This is a genomic window from Pseudoxanthomonas sp. LjRoot127 (genome assembly GCF_964253495.1).
Lineage (GTDB): Bacteria > Pseudomonadota > Gammaproteobacteria > Xanthomonadales > Xanthomonadaceae > Pseudoxanthomonas_A.
In genome coordinates this window covers 2,712,802-2,727,314 of sequence record NZ_CAXUQR020000001.1, presented here as the reverse complement: position 1 = coordinate 2,727,314, position 14,513 = coordinate 2,712,802, and the positions used below count along the sequence as shown (strand labels likewise).

Sequence of the window (14,513 nt, the reverse complement as noted above, 5' to 3'; positions counted from 1 at the left end):
GGGGCCCGGCTGGGTGGGTCGGGCTAGTCTAGGGTGAAACCCGCCGTACCTGCCGACCGCTCCATGAATCCCGGGGGCGCGGCGTCAGAGCAGCGCCCACAGCAACTGCAGCAGCCCCCACACCGAGACCGCCCAGATCAGCGTGCGCAGATGGGGCACGCCCGCCGCATACACCGGCACGTAAGCGAGCCGCGCCCAGAAGTAGCACTGCGCGCCCAGCGCGGTGGTGGCGTCGCCGCGATCCAGCCAGGCCACCGCAAGCGCGGCAGCCGCGAAGAACGGAAAGGTTTCCAGGAAGTTGCGCAGCGCGCGGTCCACCCGGGCCGCGACACCCTGCAGTGGTGGCAGGGCGGCGTCGCGCGCGCCGACATTCCAGGCCAGCCCGCGCTGGCGTGTGGTGAGTCCGGCACCCAGCAGCATATGGAACACGCCCAGCGCGACGGACCAGGCCAGCATCTTCAGTTCGATCGGCATGCGGACACTCCGTAGGGAACATCCGCGGACTCTAGCGCATGTGCATGCCGTCGCCTCCGCGGGGCCGGTCGACCCGGGTCGCGCGCGGTGCCTGGGGCAGGCGGCGCGCGTCCGCCCTCCGCCGCGGTGCCCCGCGGCGTAGTACACGCATTTCTCCGGGCAGCGCGACCCGATCCGGCTGCAAGTCTCTGAACGACGTGGCCGTGCTTGCGGCGCGCCGGTGATTTGGGTATCACATCGCGACGGGGTGTCGGCTCCGCAGGGGACAGCATTGGCGATACACCAGGACCTTCGGCGACCCGTGCAGTGGGCGCAGCGCTTTGCGGCTGCGCTCGCCTGGGTGCTGGCCGCCGGCTTCACGCTCGTCGACGCCGGCAACGGTCACCTGCTCGACGACAGCGTGCCGGTCGTGGGCGTGCTGGTGGCTATCGCGACCTGGCGCAATGCGCAGCGGCCCGTGCGGCTGGCGGTCGCGAGTCTGTTGACGCTGCTCCTCGTCCTCCACCTGTGGCAGTTCCATTCGCTCGGCACCTGCCTGGTGCTGGCCGCGGCAACCGCCATCGCGTGGACCCGCGCATGGCGCGGCTTCTGGCCGGAATTCGTGATGCGGGTTCTCGCCGCGGCACTGCTGCTGCTCGCGGTGCAGCCGCTGCTGGGCGCTTTCCAGCCGGGTGGTGCGACGACCGAGATCAGCTGGTCGCTCTCGCTGTCGTCGCTGGCGATGTTCCTGCTGGTGTACACGCCGTCGCTGCACGCCGGTCGCCGTCTCGACACCAGTACGGAGCTGGTGGCGTTCGTGCTCGCGTTCGCGCTGCTCGCGCTGGTCGGCTGGCATGTGCCCGGCAGCCTGGTCGGCAAGATGGGCGTGGACTTCCCGCCCATGCGTCCGCTCTCGACCCTGTGCGTCGCGCTGGTGGCGCTGGCGTTACTGCTGCGCCAGCGCGACCGAGATCCTGCGGCCTGGGTCGTGCTCGGCCTGATCACGGTACCGCTGTTGCTGACGTTGCTGCAGACGCTGGGCGGCGTGACGACGCCCGCGAACGCGCTGCTCCACCGGCTGGGATGGCTGCCGCGCGCGGACATGCCGCTGATCGGCGGTTATACCGACTACGGCGTGCTGACGGCCTGGGTGGCGGTTGCGCTGCTGCCGCAGTCGTTGCAGCGGTGGGAAAGCGCTCGCTGGGGCATCACCCGCGGCCTGGGTATCGCGATGGCGTCGGTGGCCGGCATGGCCACACTGGGCCTGCTTATCCAGCTGCCCCACCATCGCGAGGGTCTGTCGCTTTACCAGATCTCGTTCACCGCCTCGGCCCAGTTGGTGGCACTGGGGCTGGCGCTGGCGGTGGCCGGGGAGAATTCGCTGCGGGAACGCCTGTTCGGCGTGATGCCGATGGCGGCCGCGCTGATGCTGGGCGGCATGTACTGGGTGGCGGCGTCCGCCGACCGCGATGCGATGACGCGCAACGTGATGAAGACGCAGACCGCGATCGCCGCACCGACCTTCCTGCGCGGCATGGAACTGCGTCGCGGTGCCCTGCGCCAGTTGTCCGCGTCGCTGGCTGCCGCGTCACCCGACAAGGCCGAACCGCTCTTCGACCAGTACGTCGACGACATGGTGGAGGCCTACGTCGCCTTCCGCGTGGTGCGCAGCGTGGGCGACGGGCAGGAATTCCGCTGGGTGCGGCCGGGCTTCGACGCGCCGGTCGCCCCGTCGCCGCCCGCACCCGTGGCGGATGAAGGCCACCTGCTGCCGGTGGAAGGCGGTTGGTGGATGACGGTCGACACGCCCGGCCGGCGCACGCAGGCCTACATCTCGCTCGACGATTTCGTGAAGACGCTCGCCAAGGCCGTGCTGTCCGACCGTCCCGTGCGGGCCACCGCGGCCGGCATGCCCACGCTGGAACAGGGCCGGCCGCAGGGCGCGCCGCTCTCGATCGAGCACGTGGCCCTGCCCGGCCACGAGGTGCGACTCGAGTTGTGGGCGCCGCCCGCGCTCACCTCGTTCACGCTGCCGCGATCGCTGGTCGTGGGCGGCCTCAGCAGCGGATTGCTGATCGCGTTCGTGCTGTTCCTGCTCGACATCTCGCGACGGCGTTCGTCGGAGGCCGCCGAAACCGCGCGCTCGCTGCTGCTGGAAACCGAACGCCGCCTCGATGCGCAACGCCGCCTCAACGACGCGGCCGCGATGGACAGCGCGACCGGGCTGCCCCGCTTCTCCGCGCAGGCCAACCTGATCACCGAGAAGATCGCCACGCCTTCGCTCGCCGGCCACGGCCTGGCGATCGTCGACCTGGACGGGTTCGGCATGGTCAACGATTCGTTCGGCCACGACGGTGGCGACGAGGTGCTGCGGCGCATGGGTCAGCGCATCTCGGCCGCCTGCGACGGCCTGGGCAGCGTGCACCGCTACGGCGGCGAAGGATTCCTCGCGCACTTTCCCGACATCGACATCGACCAGCTCACGCGGCTGGCGGAAGACATCCGTCGTGCGGTGGGCCAGCCGATCGCGCTGTACTCCACGCACCCTTCCTTCACCGTCACCGCCAGCATCGGCCTGGCGCACGCGCCCGAGCACGGCGCCGACCTGCAGACGCTGTTGCGCAGCGCCGACGATGCGCGCCACCTGGCCAAGCGCGCGGGCCGCAACCAGGTGCGGCTGCCGTCGGCCAGCACCCAACAGGAAGCCAACGACCGCCTGAGCCGCGTCACCGCCCTGCGCGAAGCCGTGGCCCGCGGCCAATTGCGGCTCGCCTACCAACCAGTGGTGGCCGGCGATTCCTCGCAGCTGACCGGCTTCGAGGCGCTGGCGCGCTGGCGCCACCCTGCGTGGGGGGACGTGCCGCCGTCGGTCTTCATTCCGTTGGCCGAAAGCGCGGGACTGATGGAGGACATCGGCCATTTCGTGCTCGAACAGGCCTGCCAGCAGCTGGCGCGCTGGCGCGCGATGGGCCTGCGCTCGTTGAGCGTCGCGGTCAACCTGTCGCCCAGCCAGCTGGGGCAGCCCACGCTGGCGCCGTGGATCGCCGACTGCCTGCGCCGGCACGCCCTGCCCGCCGATGCGTTGACGCTGGAGCTCACTGAAAGCGTGCTGGTCGAGGACATGGGTGCGGCACAGCAGATGTTGCAGGCGCTGCACGCGCTCGGCGTGCGGTTGGCGCTGGACGATTTCGGCACCGGCTACTCGAGCATGGCCTACCTGCAGCGCCTGCCGCTGGACATCATCAAGATCGACCGCAGCTTCGTCGATGGCATCGCCACCGAGAGCACCGACCGCGCCATCGCGCGCACGCTCCTCGTGCTGGCGCACGAGATGGGCCTGCGCACGATCGCCGAGGGCGTGGAAACGGCGGAACAGATGCAGGCCTTGCAGCAGATGGGCTGCGATGAGATGCAGGGCTATTTCTTCGGCCGGCCGATGGAAGTCGACGAGGCCACCGCACTGGCACGCGGCGAACTCCGCCACGTCGCGTCCTGATCTCAACCGCGCAGCAGGCCCGCCATCGCTGGCACCTTCGCGCTGTCGGGGAACACGCGCGCATCGAGTGCGCTGCGCGCCACGCCCAGATGGTCGCCGACCACGCCCTTGAACACGCTGCGCAGGTCCGTGGTCGCCCGCACGTCGCGTCCCTCGTTGAGTTGCGACGGCGCCAGGCCGGGCCAGTCGCCCGCCACGCGTCCGCCCGCCACGGCGCCGCCGGCCAGCATCGCGACGGTACCGGTGCCATGGTCGGTGCCACCCGTGCCGTTGACCGCCGCGGTGCGGCCGAACTCGGTGACCACCATGACGACCGTACGCGACCATGCGCCGGCCATGCCGTCATGGAAGGCCCGCAGCCCCTGGTCGAGTTCGGCCAGCTTGCGTGCCAGCACCGGCACCTGCTGCGCATGCGTGTCCCAGCCCGTGTTCTCGACGAAACCGATGCGCGGGCCATCCGGCATCACCATGAATCGCGCCGCGGCCGCCATGGCCTGCGGCAGGCGCGCCACGTTGCCGCCCGACGACATGCCCTGCGCTTCCACCGCCTGTGCGAACGGCTGCGCGAGTCGCAGGTCGGCGGCGTACAGCGCCTGCAGGCGCTGCAACAGGATGGGATTGACCTCTTCCTGCAGCGGCGGCGACCACGTGGAGGCGTCGGCGTCGCCGCGCAGGATCAGCGGCATGACCGTACTGACCGACAGCCCCCGGCAGGCGGGCATCGCCGCCACGCAGCGGTTGAGCCAGCCGGTGGACGCGCCGCCACCCGCACCGCCGCCGTTCTCGAGATTGTCCTGTGCTTCGAAATGCGACCGCTGGCGATAGGGCGGTGCCACCGCGACCACCGGCAGCCATTCTCCGCGCGCGTACAGCGCATGGCTGAAGTCCATCGCCGGATGCAGTGCGAAGTCGGCATCCAGCCGTCGTGCGTCCTTCATCGTCCACGCACCCCGCAATGACGCGAGGTGCGGATCCGCGGCGGGAATCACCGCATGCAGGCCATCCAGTCCGCCCCGCAGCAACACCACCAGCAAGCGCGTGTCGCGGTCCGCTGCCTGCGCGACGCGCGGCCACAGGCTCAGCGTGGTGACCGCACCGGCGGCGGCGAGGAAATGGCGTCGGGTCAGCGTCACGGTCAGGTCCTCCACTGGAAGCTGGGACTGGCGAACAACAACGCCAATCCTTCGCGCGGCGACTCGGCGCGGCGCACGGCCAGTGCCGTGTCCGCATCGAGCCGGTCGCCGAACACGCTCGTTGCGATGCGCAAGGGATCGGGATCGACCGGCGTGGCGGATTCGGCGAGCGACTGCGCCGCCTGGATACGCTTCCAGACCGCGTCCGCACCGGACCATGCGGCCGCATCGTCGGCAAAGCCGGCGGGCGAGCGCGGCGTGAACGCAGGCTGCCCCAGACGCCCCAGCAGCCCCATCAGGGCACGCGGCCTATCACCCGGCTGCGTGTCGGTGCTGCGCAAGGCCGATACCAGGAAATCATCGGGCGTCTTCAGCTTGCGCGCGTCGGGCGACCAGGCGTCCGCGCTGTCGATCAGGGCCGCGTACACGGGACGCAACGCGCCGCCGTGCCGCTGCCACGCCACGACCATGCGTTCGACGAGTGCAGGCGGCGGCGTGTCGCTGACGAAATGACGTGCCAGCTTGCCGCACACGTGGCGCGCGGTCGACGGATGCGACGCCAGGTCGCGCAGGATGGCGCGCCCCTGGGCCTCGCCGTCCGCCGGATAGCGGCGCCCCAGCACCACGCGCGCACCGGCCTCGTGCGCGTTGGCGCGGAAGCGGAAGGCGTCCGACGTCGTCGCGCCGGCATCGCGCGGCGCGGCGATGCTCCAGCCGGTGATGGCGCGCGCGAGTTCGCGCACGTCGTCCTGCGAGTAACCGCCATCGACGCCCACCGTGTGCAATTCCAGGATCTCGCGCGCCAGGTTCTCGTTCAGGCCGGCCCGCCGCGGCGACGCGTCGCCTGTGCCCTCCGTGCGCCGACGTTGCCGTTGCGCCTGCCGCGACCCCTCGCCCACCGAGCGCACGTTGTCGAGGTAGCGCAGCATGGCGGGGTGCCGCTCGACCGCCAGCAGCAGGTCGGCGAAATCGCCCACCGCGTGCGGACGGATGGCTTCGCGCTCCATCGGCGCGGCATGCAGCGCCGCCGTGCGCTTGTCTGCGGAGACGGCGAAGTGGTTCGACCAGAAACGCACCAGCCGCTCCACGAAATCCTGTTCCGTCGCGACCGCCTGGCGATAGCGCCATCCCAGTTCGCGCAGCTGGCCCTGGGCGAAGCGCTCACGGAAGCCCATCGCCGCGTTCTCCTGCGAGGGGGTCCTGCGCGCCTCGCGACGCAGCCGCAGGTAGTCGTATTCCTGTTGCAGATACTCCGTGCTCGACGGCAAGCCGCTGTCGACCGGCCGCACGGGCGACGCGAGCTGCGCGTGCAGCCACGCGCGCGGATCGCCCATGCGACTCAACGTCCCGGGGCGTGCACCCAGTCCGAAGCGGTTGGCGGCGCTCAAGGCTTCTCGCGCGATCATGCAGTGCTCCCATCCGGTGGCATGACGGAAACGGTTGGCGCGCGCTTGCGTTGACAGCGCAGCGGCGATGCGTCGCATGCACCCGGACGGTGCACGACCCGCGAGCGCATGCAAGCGACGACGGACGGCGCCGGCCGTGCTACGGGTGGCGTGCTAGCGTGCCCTGCGCCCTCCGCGCACACCAAGGGGTTCCCCATGCTCGGCATCACGCCTTTCGGCTGGTTCCACACTGCGATCAGCCTGGTTTCCCTCTTCGGCGGGCTCTACGCCCTGCTGCGTTACCACGACATCCGCTACGCCACGCCGCTCGGCAAGACCTACACCTGGTTCACCGTGGCCACCTGCATCACCAGCTTCTTCCTGATGCGCACGGGCAAGCTGAGCGAAGCCCATGGCCTGACCGTGCTGACGCTGGTCGTGCTCGGCGCAGCCGTGCTGCTCGGTCGGGGCGCGGTTTCGGGCTCGTGGCGGCACGTGGCCGCTTCGTTGGCCTTCACGTTGACCGTGTACTTCCACTTCATCCCGGGCTTCACCGAAACGCTGACGCGCGTTCCGGTGGGCGCACCGCTGGTCTCCGGTCCGCAGGATCCGTTGCTGCAGAAACTGGTGGGCGCCACGCTGCTGGTATTCCTCGCGGGCATGGCCCTGCAGGTACGCGCGTTGCGCAAGGCGCGTGGCGACGGGTTGCAGCGCGCCCCGGCCTGACGCACCCGACCGTCCGTCGGGCGGCATGGCCTGCCCGCTCGTCGGACGGCGTTACAAGAGGACAGGGGTTTCACGGCGCGTTCGCGTCGAACACGGTTGGATGGTCCCATGCACCGCGCTACTGCTCCCCTGCCCCTGCTGCAACGCCTGGCCTTCCTCGGCCTGGGCATGACGCTGGCGATGCTGGGCGGCGCACTGTTTCCCTGACGGCGCGCCGGGCCGGCTCATACGCCGCGCAAGGCATTCCGTCAGCAGCGGCGCAATGACCAGAACCCGATGTCGCACCGCACGCGATAGCCCACGCGTTGGGACAGATCCATTGCGCGCGGGTTGTCCCGGCTGACGCGCAGGAACGTTTGTGTGCCGCGCATAGCCGCGCCCCGTGAAGTCCGGATGCGTGCAGAAGACCGAAATCTCGGCATCCATCCCGCAGGTGGGGGCGACGCGATGCCGGGCAGGTAGACGGCATCGTGGCGCTCCACACGTGCGTAGAGCGCCGGCCGCAAGGATGCGCGGGCGGACGCGACGCCGATAACCGGAGCATGGTCGGCGGGATAGCGGGCAACCTCACCCTCGCGAAGGACAATATCGCGATGGATCGAATCCAGTGAGGACCAGGAGGGGTTTTCGAGCGCTGTTGCCATGACGACGGCACCAGGGGAGCCGAGGCGATTTTCCTTCGCGCCCTGCCATGTCGCCCGCCGTCGTGCATCGGCGCGTCATGCTCCGTATGCTGCGCGCATGATCCCGCGCTCGCCGTGCCGCTCCCTCTCCCGCCCGCTGGTACTGCTCTGCTTGCTGGCGCTTGCCGGCTGCGTGACCGCGCCACCGGTGCCGACACGTCCCGCCGCCGACACACGCAGCGAGATCGTGCGCCGGATGCCGTCCAAGGTCGTCGACCGCGAGCGCTGGGCGGCCGACATCGAAACCGCATTCGCGACGCAACGGATCGAGCCCAACAGCGAGAACATCTGCGCCGTGCTCGCCGTCACCGAGCAGGAATCCGGCTATGTGGCCAATCCCGCGGTGGCGAACCTGCCGAAGATCGCGCGCAGCGAGATAGACCGCCGCGCGGCGTCGTTGCACGTCCCACGATTCGTCGTGGACGCGGCGCTGGCGCTGCGTTCGCCCGATGGCCGCACCTATGCGGAGCGGTTGCGCACCGTGCGTACCGAACGCGACCTCAGCGACCTCTACGAGGACATGATCGGCAGCGTGCCACTGGGGGCGCGGCTGTTCTCCGACTACAACCCGGTGCAGACCGGGGGACCGATGCAGGTGGGCATTCCGTTCGCCGAATCCAAGGCCGCCGGCTACCCCTATCCGGTCGACGGCAGCATCCGCGATGAGGTCTTCACGCGACGTGGCGGGCTGTATTTCGGCATCGCCCACCTGCTGGGTTACGACACGCCCTACACGCGCAAGGTGCATCGCTTCGCCGACTACAACGCCGGCTGGTACGCCAGCCGCAATGCCGCCTTCCAGAGCGCCGTCGGCATCGCGACGGGAGTCGCGCTGTCGCTCGATGGCGATCTGCTGAATCCGGGCGCTCCACTGGACAGGCCCGGCCAGACGGAGCGCGCGGTGCGCCAGCTGTCGGGCGCATTGCGCATGGACGAGCGCGCCATCCGCGAGGCACTGGAGCGCGGCACGCGCCTCGACTTCGGCGACACCGACCTGTACGCCCGCGTCTACGCACTGGCCGAAGCGCGCGCGGGCAAGCCGCTGCCGCGCGCCGTCATCCCCGGCATCAGGCTCGAGAGCCCGAAGATCACGCGCGAACTCACCACCGCCTGGTTCGCCACGCGCGTGGACGAACGCTACCGCCGGTGCCTGCAGCGCTGAATGGCGTGGCGGGCGCAGGCCCCCACGTCGTCGCGACCACGCCACGATTCCCCGGTGATCGCCGGCCGTGTCGAAAGCGCCCTGGCCCGTTCGTCGCTCTCAGGAAGGCACCATCCCGGTGCCGCATCCCCCGGAGGATTCCATGCCGTACCTCGATGGTTTCGTGGCCGCCGTGCCGACCGCCAACAAGCAGAAGTTCGTCGACCACGCCACCCTCGGCGATCCCGTCTTCATCGAACAGGGCGCCACCCGCGTGGTCGAATGCTGGGGCGACGACGTTCCGGACGGCAAGGTCACCGATTTCCGCAAGGCGGTGCAGGCGACGGAGGACGAGAGCGTGGTGTTCTCGTGGATCGAATGGCCGGACAAGGCCACGCGCGATGCCGGCATGCAGAAGATGATGGACGACCCGCGCATGTCGCCGGAGAACAATCCCATGCCATTCGACGGCAAGCGCCTGATCTTCGGGGGTTTCGTACCCACGCTGGTGCTGGGCGACGACGGTGCGCCGTCGTCCTACGTCGACGGCTTCATCCTGGCTGCGCCGACGACGGGCAAGGCGGCCTTTACCGAGTATGCGACCACGTTCGACACGATTTTCATGGGGTACGGCGCCAGCCGCATCGTCGAAGGCTGGGGTGACGACGTGCCGCACGGCAAGCAGACGGATTTCCATCGTGCGGTGCAGGCGAAGGATGGCGAAACGGTGGCGTTCTCGTGGATCGAATGGCCCGACAAGGCGACCCGCGACGCCGGCATGCAGAAGATGATGGAAGATCCGCGCATGGATCCTTCCAACAAGGACAATCCGCCGATGCCGTTCGACGGCCAGCGGATGGTCTTCGGCGGCTTCACGCCCATCGTGGAACTCCGCGCCTAGGCAAGCGGGGCCGCGGGACGGCCGGCACGCGGGCTCAGCGCGTCTCCGCCAGGGCGTGCAGGATGTCGACGTAGGACTTCTCGATGTCGGCCAGTCCTGCCGCCTTCACGCCGGCGGCCGGGTGGATCAGCATGAATTCGTTCGGCCCGTGCGCACCGGTGCCGTAGCCCAGCCCACCGAACACGAAAGGCAGGTCCAGCGTGCGCGTGAACTGGTGGAACGGCGCGCTGCCCGCGAGCCAGGGCGAGACACGCGTCGTGGCACCGTATTTGTTCAGCACGCCCAGCATGGATCGCACGAGCGGCGCCTCGACCGACGTCGAGGCGGCGGGATAGCCGGACATCGGGCGCAGCGCGATGTCGCTGAAGCCCTGGGCGTCCAGGTGTGCACGGATCATCCGGTACGCGTCGTCCGGCTCCAGGCCGGGCGGCAATCGCGAGTCAATCTTGGCGGTGGCGACATGCGGCAGGATCGTCTTGATGCCCGTACCGGTGTAACCGCTCCACAGGCCGTCCACATTGAGCGTCGGCTCGAACAGGTTGCGCACGATCGCATCGCGTCCGGTCAGTCCATCGATCCAGCGCGAGACGCCCAGGCTGCGTTGCTGCGCGGCGTCGTCGGCACCGGTCGCCAGCGCGTTGATCAGGCGCTGCTGCTCCAGGGTCGGCGGCGTCACGGGCGCGTAGTAACCGGGGATGGTGATGGTGTTGCCGTCCGGCGTGGTCATGGACGCGATGGCCTGCACCAGCCGCAGCGTAGGCGAATCCACGAGGGATTTCACCGAACCATGCACTTCCGACCGCGCCGGTCCGCCCCACGCGCCGCCCTTCGATTCCAGCTCGAAATACACGATGCCCTTGACGCCCAGGTTCAGCGATACGGAGCCATCGGGGCGCTGGATGTTCATCGGGAAGAACGCTCCGTCGGCCTTGCGCAGTCGATCCACCCACGGCTCGATGACCTTGCCGAAGTTCGGCGAACCCAGCTCTTCTTCGCCTTCGGCGACCACGTACAGGTTCACCGGCAGCGTGCCCGTCGTCTTGATCATGGCGTCCAACGCATTCAGGAACGCGCGTTGCGGCCCCTTCTGGTTGGTGGCACCGCGTGCCATCAGCACCGTGCCGTGCTCGTTCTCGACCAGCGAGCCGGCAAAGGGATCGTCGATCTGCCAGTTGTCCTCGACCGGCTGCACGTCGTACATCATGTAGACGACAAGCGTCTTTTCGGCACCGGCATCGTAGTAGCCCAGCACGCCCGGATGCCCGGGTGTCTCGACACGTCGCACTTCACTGAAGCCCAGCGCGCGAAGATCGTCGGCGACCAGGCTCGCCATCGCATCGATGCCATCGTCCTGTGCGCTGATGGATCGCTGCCTCACCCATCGCTGCAGGTGCGCGACATGCGCCGCGAGGTCCGCATCGATGCGCGCGTGGACGGCATCATGGCGACCTTCGTAGGCCGGCACGCGCGAAACGTCGAACACCTCGGTGGTGGCCCAGGCGTAGGCAGGGCGCGGAGAATCCGCGGCGGCGGCAGGCGGCATCGCGCAGGACAACGCGAGGACGAGACCGATCGAAAGCGAAGGCATGCCGGACATCACGACTCCTGTAGGGGTTCCCATGCATGGACCTTACACAAGCCGGGTCGCGCGCGTCGCGACGCCGTGGCGCGGTTCGTGACCTGCGGCGCCTCGCGAGCGGAACCACGCCGGACTACGCCCGCCATGCTTCATGCAAGGGCCCGCCTTCGCAACGGGATTGCCGCGACACGTACCGACCGGACAAGGGCGGTGCACGGGAGACCATCCGTCCGCAGACGGTCGGCAGCGTACCGTCGTCAGCGGGCGTCGGCTCGCACAGCGCCGCTTGGCACCGTCCTCACCGGAGTGCGGCTTTCGCTCACGCACGCGGGACGCTACCGTGTTCCTCCCCGAGGGAGGTGGACGATGATCCGGACAGGTGGATGCCGCTGCGGCGCCGTGCGCTATGTGCTGGATGCGGAGCCGATCGCCGTGCGGTTGTGCTGGTGCCGCGACTGCCAGTACTGGGCCTGCGGCAACGCAGCGGTGAACCTTATCGTGCCGCGCGCCGCGGTCACCGTGCAGGGCGAACTGCGTGGCTGGAACAGCGTGGCGGACAGCGGCAATGCGATGCGTCGCTCGTTCTGCCCGGCCTGTGGCACGCAGGTGTTCAGCGAGGCCACGGCAAATGCCGAACGCATGGTGATCCGCGTCGGCACGCTCGACGAGCCCGCCGGCATCACGCCCGACACGGTCATCTGGACCGATTCGGCGCCGGCGTGGGCAAGGCTCGACCCATCCTGGCAGTCGTTCCCGCGCCAGCCGTGATGCCTAGTCCCGTGGCGGGCGCACGCGGGCCGGAATCCGACGGCGCGGCGCCTGCGCTTCACGTTCGTCCATCTCGCGCACGCGCCGGCCGGCCTCGCGCACCAGGTCGGGCAGCAGGTGCGCCTCCGGCAGGTGCTTCCAGTACTTCTGCGGCATTTCCTGCCGCATCATCCGCGTGTTGAGCCGGGCGGGATTGAAGATGTTGGCGTAGTACGTACGCCACAGCGTGTCCTCGGCATCGTCGGCCGGCGCGTCGCTGCGTTGCGCGCCCTCGCCCGCCCACAGCTGCGAGCCATCCCACTGCACGCTGCGGTAGGGCGTGAGGATGGCCCACCGCATGCCGGCGAAGCGGCGCATGAAGAACGGGGCGACGCGGTCGACGATGAAATGGTCGGGCTCGAACCACGCGATATAGGCATTGTCTTCGCCGTCCACCTGCCGGAAGCGGACGAAGGCCTTCATCTTGTGCGTGTCGCGACGCACGGCCTGCGCCCAACGCATCGTGCGATGCACGTCGGCATCGGTGGCGCGGTCGAGCAGCGCCCGCTCGCCGTTGCCGATGCGCCACAACAAGCGATACAGCAGCGCATGCCGGCCGGCATCACGATGGCAGAGCACCGAGGCTGCGAATGCCATGAATTCGGCAGGCACCGACAGGCCCTTCCGCCGGCCGGGCTGATCCGCCACCGGGGTGGCCGCCAGCAATTCGCCCTGCGCATCGGCCTGCCATTCCACGTCCTCCGGGGGCAGCGCGGCTTCCCAGGCGTGGCGTGCCTGCACGCGCCACGCATCGAGATCCCAGGCAGGTGTCACCGTGGCGCGAAACATCGCGCGCGTCAGCCGAACAGATCGGCCTGGCGTGGCGCCGGAGCCAGTTCGCGCCGCAGCCGGACGGGATCGTCCAGGCGTTGCCGCGGGTGGTGGTCCAGCAGCACGATGAACGGCAGTACCTTCTGCAACGGCGCGCGCAGGCGGGCAAGATCGGCCACGCGCAGCCTGCCCTGCTGCCGCGAATCGATGATGCGCTGCACGTTGCGCGCGCCCAGCCCCGGCACGCGCAACAGCATCTCGCGTGGCGCGGTGTTCAGGTCGACGGGGAAACGGTCCGGATGCCGCAGCGCCCACGCCAGCTTGGGATCGATGTCCAGGTCGAGCATGCCGTCCTGCGATCCACTGCCATCGACGATCTCCTTGACGTCGAATCCATAGAACCGCAGCAGCCAGTCGGCCTGGTAGAGGCGGTGTTCGCGCAACAGCGGCGGCGCACGCAGCGGCAGCTGCGTGGACGCATCCGGGATGGGGCTGAAGGCGGAGTAGTACACGCGGCGCATGCGGAACTGGCGGTACAGGGCATCGCTGCTGACCAGGATGGCGCGGTCGTCCGCCGCGTCGGCGCCCACGATCATCTGCGTGCTCTGCCCCGCAGGGGCGAATTTCGGCGGACGTTTCCGCTTCGGCTGCGCTTCCTGCCTGCTGGGCTTCGCGGCCTGGATGCGCCAGTGCAGTTCGCCCATCGCATCGCGGATGCCCTGCGCCTCTTTCTGCGGCGCGAGCTGCTTCAGGCCGGCCTCGGTCGGCAGCTCGACATTGATGCTAAGGCGGTCGGCGTAACGCCCGGCGGCGGCCAGCAGTTCCGGCGACGCTTCGGGAATGGTCTTCAGGTGGATGTAGCCGGCGAAGCGGTGGTCCTCGCGCAGGCTGCGGGCGACTTCCACCATCTGCTCCATCGTGTAGTCGCCGTTGCGGATGATGCCGCTGGAAAGGAACAGGCCCTCGATGTAGTTGCGCTTGTAGAACTCCAGTGTCAGCCGGACCACCTCCGCGGTGGCGAATCGCGCCCGCGGCACGTTGCTGGACACGCGGTTGACGCAGTAGGCGCAGTCGTAGATGCAGAAGTTGGTCAGCAGGATCTTCAGCAGCGAGACACAACGCCCGTCCGGCGTGTACGAGTGGCAGATGCCCATGCCTTCGGTGCTGCCGATGCCGCCCTTGCCCAGCGAATGCCGCTTGCCGGCGCCACTGGACGCGCACGATGCGTCGTACTTGGCCGCATCGGCGAGGATCGCGAGCTTGTCTTTCAACTGCATGGGCGAATCGTAGCCGGGTCGGCGTGCAGGACGTGAGACGGCACGGGACACGCCCCACGATGCCGACGCGATCCATCGCACGACGAGGGCAGCGCCGGCGACCCGCCGTCCGCAATCAGGGGCCGGTCGACCGGCCGCATCCGCATGCCGGCCTGCGCGCG

At 69.4% G+C, this 14,513-nt stretch carries 11 protein-coding genes and 2 pseudogenes; 6 read left to right on the top strand and 7 right to left on the bottom strand.

Going from position 1 to position 14,513, the window contains the following annotated elements:
• Nucleotides 1-84: 84 nt before the first annotated feature.
• On the bottom strand, nucleotides 85-474 hold the full coding sequence (locus ACSQ19_RS12655; RefSeq protein WP_435997390.1) for an MAPEG family protein: 390 nt from the start codon (nucleotides 472-474) through the stop codon (nucleotides 85-87).
• Nucleotides 475-775: 301 nt separating this feature from the next.
• Here ACSQ19_RS12655 and ACSQ19_RS12650 point away from each other — a divergent pair, with 301 nt between their 5' ends.
• Nucleotides 776-3,949 carry a putative bifunctional diguanylate cyclase/phosphodiesterase gene (locus ACSQ19_RS12650; RefSeq protein ID WP_436040786.1) on the top strand — a complete coding sequence of 1,058 codons (3,174 nt, stop codon included), beginning with the start codon at nucleotides 776-778 and terminating at the stop codon, nucleotides 3,947-3,949.
• Between the two features lie 2 nt (nucleotides 3,950-3,951).
• Here ACSQ19_RS12650 and ACSQ19_RS12645 read toward each other — a convergent pair whose 3' ends face one another.
• Nucleotides 3,952-5,082 (bottom strand): DUF1501 domain-containing protein, encoded by a 1,131-nt coding sequence (locus ACSQ19_RS12645; RefSeq protein ID WP_435997386.1) that lies wholly within the window; start codon nucleotides 5,080-5,082, stop codon nucleotides 3,952-3,954.
• 2 nt (nucleotides 5,083-5,084) lie between these two features.
• A complete protein-coding gene (locus tag ACSQ19_RS12640) occupies nucleotides 5,085-6,566 on the bottom strand; it encodes a DUF1800 domain-containing protein (protein ID WP_435997384.1) in 1,482 nt (493 codons plus the stop codon).
• Between the two features lie 117 nt (nucleotides 6,567-6,683).
• Between ACSQ19_RS12640 and ACSQ19_RS12635 the strand changes: the two genes are divergently transcribed.
• Complete coding sequence (locus ACSQ19_RS12635) at nucleotides 6,684-7,193, top strand: hypothetical protein (protein WP_435997382.1); 510 nt, start codon at nucleotides 6,684-6,686, stop codon at nucleotides 7,191-7,193.
• A 248-nt stretch (nucleotides 7,194-7,441) separates the two neighbouring features.
• Here the strand turns inward: ACSQ19_RS12635 and ACSQ19_RS12630 are convergent, their stop codons facing one another.
• Nucleotides 7,442-7,837, bottom strand: coding sequence for a hypothetical protein (locus ACSQ19_RS12630; RefSeq protein ID WP_435997380.1), 396 nt, complete (start codon nucleotides 7,835-7,837; stop codon nucleotides 7,442-7,444).
• 97 nt (nucleotides 7,838-7,934) lie between these two features.
• On the opposite strand from ACSQ19_RS12630, the gene ACSQ19_RS12625 reads away from it, so the two are divergent.
• From ACSQ19_RS12625 to ACSQ19_RS12615, 3 genes and pseudogenes are all read left to right on the top strand, one after another.
• On the top strand, nucleotides 7,935-9,038 hold the full coding sequence (locus tag ACSQ19_RS12625; protein ID WP_435997378.1) for a DUF1615 domain-containing protein: 1,104 nt from the start codon (nucleotides 7,935-7,937) through the stop codon (nucleotides 9,036-9,038).
• Nucleotides 9,039-9,180: 142 nt separating this feature from the next.
• Nucleotides 9,181-9,534, top strand: a pseudogene (locus ACSQ19_RS12620) (DUF1428 domain-containing protein); the annotation flags it as partial.
• Nucleotides 9,529-9,918, top strand: a complete 390-nt coding sequence (locus ACSQ19_RS12615) for a DUF1428 domain-containing protein (protein ID WP_299342603.1) — start codon at nucleotides 9,529-9,531, stop codon at nucleotides 9,916-9,918. The pseudogene ACSQ19_RS12620 and the gene ACSQ19_RS12615, both read left to right, overlap by 6 nt.
• 34 nt (nucleotides 9,919-9,952) lie before the next feature.
• Here ACSQ19_RS12615 and ACSQ19_RS12610 read toward each other — a convergent pair whose 3' ends face one another.
• On the bottom strand, nucleotides 9,953-11,515 hold the full coding sequence (locus ACSQ19_RS12610; protein WP_435997376.1) for a M20/M25/M40 family metallo-hydrolase: 1,563 nt from the start codon (nucleotides 11,513-11,515) through the stop codon (nucleotides 9,953-9,955).
• Nucleotides 11,516-11,863: 348 nt separating this feature from the next.
• Between ACSQ19_RS12610 and ACSQ19_RS12605 the strand changes: the two genes are divergently transcribed.
• The gene (locus ACSQ19_RS12605; protein WP_435997374.1) at nucleotides 11,864-12,265 is read left to right on the top strand and encodes a GFA family protein; all 402 of its coding nucleotides are present in this window, start codon (nucleotides 11,864-11,866) and stop codon (nucleotides 12,263-12,265) included.
• 15 nt (nucleotides 12,266-12,280) lie between these two features.
• Here ACSQ19_RS12605 and ACSQ19_RS12600 read toward each other — a convergent pair.
• Nucleotides 12,281-13,093: pseudogene (locus ACSQ19_RS12600) on the bottom strand (TIGR03915 family putative DNA repair protein); the annotation flags it as partial.
• An 8-nt stretch (nucleotides 13,094-13,101) separates the two neighbouring features.
• Complete coding sequence (locus ACSQ19_RS12595; RefSeq protein ID WP_299341208.1) at nucleotides 13,102-14,352, bottom strand: putative DNA modification/repair radical SAM protein; 1,251 nt, start codon at nucleotides 14,350-14,352, stop codon at nucleotides 13,102-13,104.
• Between the last annotated feature and the right edge of the window lie 161 nt (nucleotides 14,353-14,513).